Annotated in this window: 4 protein-coding genes; all 4 read left to right on the top strand. The window is 64.6% G+C overall.

Annotation, left to right across the window (positions count from 1 at the left end):
• Positions 1-78: 78 nt before the first annotated feature.
• Positions 79-2,538, top strand: coding sequence for a nitrite reductase large subunit NirB (gene nirB, locus RMO23_RS12080; RefSeq protein WP_309681795.1), 2,460 nt, complete (start codon positions 79-81; stop codon positions 2,536-2,538).
• Entirely contained in the window at positions 2,535-3,365 is an 831-nt protein-coding gene (locus RMO23_RS12075; RefSeq protein ID WP_309681793.1) for a type IV pili methyl-accepting chemotaxis transducer N-terminal domain-containing protein, read from the top strand. Before nirB ends, RMO23_RS12075 begins: the two co-directional genes overlap by 4 nt.
• A gap of 24 nt (positions 3,366-3,389) precedes the next feature.
• Positions 3,390-3,815, top strand: coding sequence for a nitrite reductase small subunit NirD (gene nirD, locus RMO23_RS12070; protein WP_309681791.1), 426 nt, complete (start codon positions 3,390-3,392; stop codon positions 3,813-3,815).
• Between the two features lie 152 nt (positions 3,816-3,967).
• Positions 3,968-5,317 (top strand): molybdopterin-dependent oxidoreductase (locus RMO23_RS12065; protein WP_309681789.1); only part of this gene is annotated, 1,350 nt, incomplete at its 3' end.

Raw genomic sequence — 5,317 nt, 5'->3', positions numbered from 1 at the left:
AGAGGTTCCCAAGGCGGTGCGCACGCGCCAGTTGGCATGAGGCTTGCGGTTCACTGGCCAACTTTCAGGAGAATTGCGGTGAAGAAATCCAGACTGGTGATGGTTGGCAACGGCATGGCAGGCGTGCGCACCATTGAAGAGCTGCTCAAGATTGCGCCCGAGCTGTACGACATCAGCGTGTTTGGCGCCGAGCCGCACCCCAACTACAACCGCATTTTGCTGAGCCCGGTGCTGGCCGGCGAGCAGACGCTGGACGAGATCGTGCTGAACAGCTGGGACTGGTACAAGGACAACCACATCCGGCTGCACGCCGGCAAAAAAGTGGTTGAGGTAGACCGCATCAAGCGCATTGTGCGCGCCGTGGATGCCGACGGCACAGTCACCGAGGAAGAATACGACCGGCTGCTGATGTGCACCGGCTCCAACCCCTTCATCTTGCCGATTCCGGGCAAGGACCTGAAAGGCGTGATTGCCTACCGCGACATTGCCGACACCAACGAGATGATTGCCACCGCCACCCAGTACAAGAAAGCCGTGGTGATTGGCGGCGGCCTGCTCGGGCTGGAGGCGGCCAACGGCCTGATGCTGCGCGGCATGGAGGTCAGCGTGGTGCATGTGATGCCGACCCTGATGGAGCGCCAGCTCGACAGCGTGGCCGGCAAGCTGCTGCAAAAGTCGCTGGAAGACCGCGGCCTGAAGTTCTTGATGGGCGCGCAGACGCAGGAGCTGGTGGGCGGGCCTGGTATTGATGGCGAGCCGGGCCGCGTCACCAGCATCAAGTTCAAGGACGGCAGCGAGCTGCAAACCGACCTGGTGGTGATGGCCGTGGGCATACGTCCCAACACCGAGCTGGCCGAAACCATGCGCCTCTACTGCAACAAGGGCATCGTGGTCAACGACACCATGCAGACCGTGACCGACGCCCGCATCTATTCAGTCGGTGAATGCGCTGCCCACCGCGGCATTGCCTACGGCCTGGTGGCGCCGCTGTTCGAGCAGGCCAAGGTCGCCGCCAACCACCTGGCGCAGTTCGGCATTGGCCGCTACACCGGCTCGCTGACCTCCACCAAGCTCAAGGTCACCGGCATTGACCTGTTCAGCGCCGGTGAATTCATGGGCGGCGAAGGCACCGAGGAAATCGTCATGAGCGACCCGTTTGGCGGCGTCTACAAAAAGCTGGTCATCAAGGACGACAAGCTGGTGGGCGCCTGCCTCTATGGCGACACGGTCGATGGCAGCTACTACTTCAAGCTGCTGCGCGACGGCCGCAGCGTGGGCGACATCCGCGACAAGCTGATGTTTGGCGAATCCAACATCGGCGACACCGGCCACGAAGGCCACAGCAAGGCCGCCGCCATGCCCGATGAGGCCGAGGTCTGCGGCTGCAACGGCGTCAACAAGGGCACGATCTGCAAGGCGATCAAGGAAAAAGGCCTGTTTACCCTGGACGAGGTGCGCAAGCACACCAAGGCCAGCGCGTCGTGTGGTTCCTGCACCGGCCTGGTCGAGCAGATCTTGATGTTCACCGCCGGTGGCGACTACTCGGCCACGCCCAAGACCAAAGCCATGTGCGGCTGCACCGACCACGGCCACCAGGCGGTGCGCGAGGCCATCGTGAAGCACAAGCTGCTGACGATTGCCGGCGTTTACGCCTTTCTGGAGTGGCGCACCCCCAACGGCTGCGCCAGCTGCCGCCCGGCCATCAACTACTACCTGATCAGCAGCTGGCCCAAGGAGGCCAAGGACGACCCGCAAAGCCGCTACATCAACGAGCGCAGCCATGCCAACATCCAGAAAGACGGCACCTACAGCGTGATTCCGCGCATGTGGGGCGGCCACACCACGCCCGACGAGTTGCGCCGCATCGCCAACGCCGCCGACAAGTACCAGATCCCGACCGTCAAGATCACGGGCGGCCAGCGCATCGACCTGCTGGGCGTGAAAAAGGAAGACCTGCAAGCCGTCTGGAAAGACATCGGCATGCCCACCGGCATGGCCTATGCCAAGGCCTTGCGCACGGTGAAAACCTGCGTCGGCAGCGAATGGTGCCGCTTCGGCACCCAGGACAGCACGCAGATGGGCAAGGACCTGGAGCGCGCGCTGTGGGCCATGTACTCGCCGCACAAGGTCAAGCTGGCCGTCAGCGGCTGCCCGCGCAACTGCGCCGAATCCGGCATCAAGGACGTCGGCGTGATTGGCGTCGATTCAGGCTGGGAAATCTATGTGGGCGGCAACGGCGGCATCAAGACCGAAGTGGCCCAGTTCCTGGTCAAGGTCAAGACCGCGCAGGAAGTGCTCGAATACGCGGGAGGCTTTTTGCAGCTCTACCGCGAGCAAGGCTGGTACCTGGAGCGGACCGTGCACTACATCCACCGCGTCGGCCTGGACTACGTCAAAAAGAAGATCGTTGATGACGCCGAAGGCCGCAAGGCGCTGTGGGAACGCCTGCAGTTCAGCGTCGACGGCCAGCCCGACCCATGGTTCGACTTCGACAAGGCGGCCGTGGACACGCGGCAGTTCGAGGCGATCCCGGCATGAGGCACCGGCATTTCAGCCAGGCGCTACCCGCCGTTCTCAGCCGCCGGGTTTTTTGCCTCGCCGCGCTGGGCGCGGCAGCGGGCGCGCAGGCACAGGTGGCCAGCATGGGCGACGCCATCAACAAGGCGGGCCGCCAGCGCATGCTGTCGCAGCGCATGGCCAAGGCTTGGCTCAGCCTGGGCCAGGGCGTTCAAACCGAGCTGGCCCGCCGCGTGCTGGACCAGTCGATGGCGCTGTTTGACCGGCAACTGATTGAGCTCAAGGCCTACGCCCCACCGGGCGAGACCCGCGACACCTATGGGCAGCTGGAGGCTGACTGGTCGGACTACAAAACCCTGCTGGTGGGCGCCCCGCCAGCGCAGGACAAGGGCAAACCGCTGCTGGCGCAGGCGGGCAAGGTGCTGGCGCTGGCGCACAAGGGAACGGGGCTGTTTGAACAGCAGGCCGGCAAGCCCGGCGCCAAGCTGGTCAACGTGGCTGGGCGCCAGCGCATGCTGTCGCAGCGCATGGCCCAGTTTTACATGGCCAGCAACTGGAACGTGGACAGCGCCACCAGCCTGCAGGAGCTGGCCCGGGCGCGAGAGGAATTCATCCCCGCGCTGGAACTGCTGCGCAATGCCCCGGAAGCCACGGCCGAGATCAAACAGGAGCTGGTGCTGGCCGACCACCAGTGGCTGTTTTTTGACCATGCGCTCAAGGCGCGTAATGGCAACGGTAGCAGTGGCAGCAGCAGCGCCAAGGCAGCCATCGACGTATTTGTGACCAGCGAAAACCTGCTGCAGGTGATGGACCGGGTGACCGGCCTGTATGCGCGCGTGCTGACTTGAAATAGATTCAAAGAGAGACCCAAGATGAGTGACTGGAAACTGATTTGCCGCGTCGATGAAATCCCCGTGCTGGGCTCGCGCCGGGTAGCGCGCCCGCGGGGCATGGATGTTGCGGTATTCCGCAACGACCGGGACCAGGTGTTTGCGCTGCTGGACCGCTGCCCGCACAAGGGCGGACCGCTGAGCCAGGGCATCGTGTTCGGCACCAGCGTGGCCTGCCCGCTGCACAACTGGACGATTGACCTGGAAGGCGGCTGCGCCAGGGCGCCCGACGAAGGCTGCACGCCGCGCTTTGCCGTGAAGGTGGACGGCGGGGCGGTGCACCTCGATGCCGGCGAACTGGCCAACCATGCGACCGACCTGCTGGCCCCGGTGGCCGGCCCGACGCTGGCGCTGGGCAGCCACGGCGCGATTGACACCGGCCATCCGCAGCCAACGGCTGCCGGTTGAATGCCCCTACCCGACGCCTGACCTGCTGAGTTAGCTACCGAATTGACTGCCATGACCGAAACCCGCTCCACCTGCCCTTACTGCGATCTCTCTGCTGTCGCAGCGGATCGCTGTGCGATAAATGGGAAACACCTTCGTAGGGGCGAAAAATAATGCGCGAAACGCGGTCTACCTGCCCCTACTGCGGTGTGGGCTGCGGCGTAATTATTGAGTCCCAGGGCGAGCAGATCACGGGGGTGCGCGGCGACCCGGACCACCCCGCCAATTTCGGCCGGCTCTGCACCAAGGGCTCGACGCTGGCGCTGACCGCCTCCCACGCGGTGACGCAGCAGACCCGCCTGCTCTACCCGATGCGGCGCGAGCATCGCCAGGAAGCGCCCAAGCGCGTGCCATGGGACAGTGCGCTTGATTTCGCCAGCGAAAGCTTTGCGCAAATCATCCGCGAGCACGGGCCCGATGCGGTGGGTTTTTATGTGTCGGGCCAGTTGCTGACCGAGGACTATTACGTCTTCAACAAGCTGGCCAAGGGCCTGATTGGCACCAACAACATAGACACCAATTCGCGCCTGTGCATGAGCAGCGCGGTGGCCGGCTACAAGCAGACCCTGGGCGCCGATGCGCCGCCGACCTGTTACGACGATGTGAACCATGCCGCTTGCATCTTCATCGTCGGCAGCAACACGGCCTATGCGCACCCGATTCTGTTCCGGCGCATTGAAGACGCCAGGGCCGCCAACCCGCAGCTCAAGATCATTTTCTGCGACCCGCGCCGTACCGACACCGCCGAGATTGCCGACCTGTATTTGCCGATCCAGCCCGGCACCGATGTGTCGCTGTTCAACGGCATGCTGCACATCATGCTGTGGGAAGGCTGGGTGCAAACCGGCTACATCGCCGCCCACACCAGCGGTTTTGAGGCCCTCAAAACCACGGTGCGCGACTACACGCCGGACCTGGTGGCCGAGACCTGCGGCATCAAGAAAGAAGACCTGTTTGCGGCCGCAAAAATGTTTGCAACCTCCGCCGCCACGCTCAGCCTGTATTGCCAGGGCCTGAACCAGTCGAGTAGCGGCACCGCCAAAAATGCGGCGCTGATCAACCTGCACCTGGCCACCGCGCAGATCGGAAAACCCGGCGCCGGCCCCTTCTCGCTCACCGGCCAGCCCAACGCCATGGGCGGGCGCGAGGTCGGCGGGCTGGCCAACCTGCTGAGCGGCCACCGCGACCTCGCCGACCCGGTGCACCGCGCCGAAGTGGCCGCGCTCTGGGGCGTGGCCGACGTGCCCGCGGCGCCCGGCAAGACCGCGGTGGAAATGTTCCAGGCGGCGGCCGACGGCGAGATCAAGGCGCTGTGGATCGCCTGCACGAATCCCGCGCAATCCATGCCGGACCAGGCGACCGTGCGCCGCGCGCTCGAGCGGGCGGAAATCGTGATCGTGCAGGAGGCGTTTGCGGATACGGCGACGTGCGCGTACGCGGACTTGCTGCTGCCCGCGACGACG

Origin of the sequence: Polaromonas sp., assembly GCF_031411155.1 — a bacterium.
Classification (GTDB): domain Bacteria; phylum Pseudomonadota; class Gammaproteobacteria; order Burkholderiales; family Burkholderiaceae_C; genus Polaromonas.
This window is presented reverse-complemented; position numbering and strand designations above follow the sequence as displayed.

Bases quoted from the DNA above. Each gene is read 5' to 3' on its own strand.
- RMO23_RS12075 (WP_309681793.1), top strand. From the start codon at position 2,535: ATGAGGCACCGGCATTTCAGCCAGGCGCTACCCGCCGTTCTCAGCCGC.
- nirD (WP_309681791.1), top strand. From the start codon at position 3,390: ATGAGTGACTGGAAACTGATTTGCCGCGTCGATGAAATCCCCGTGCTG.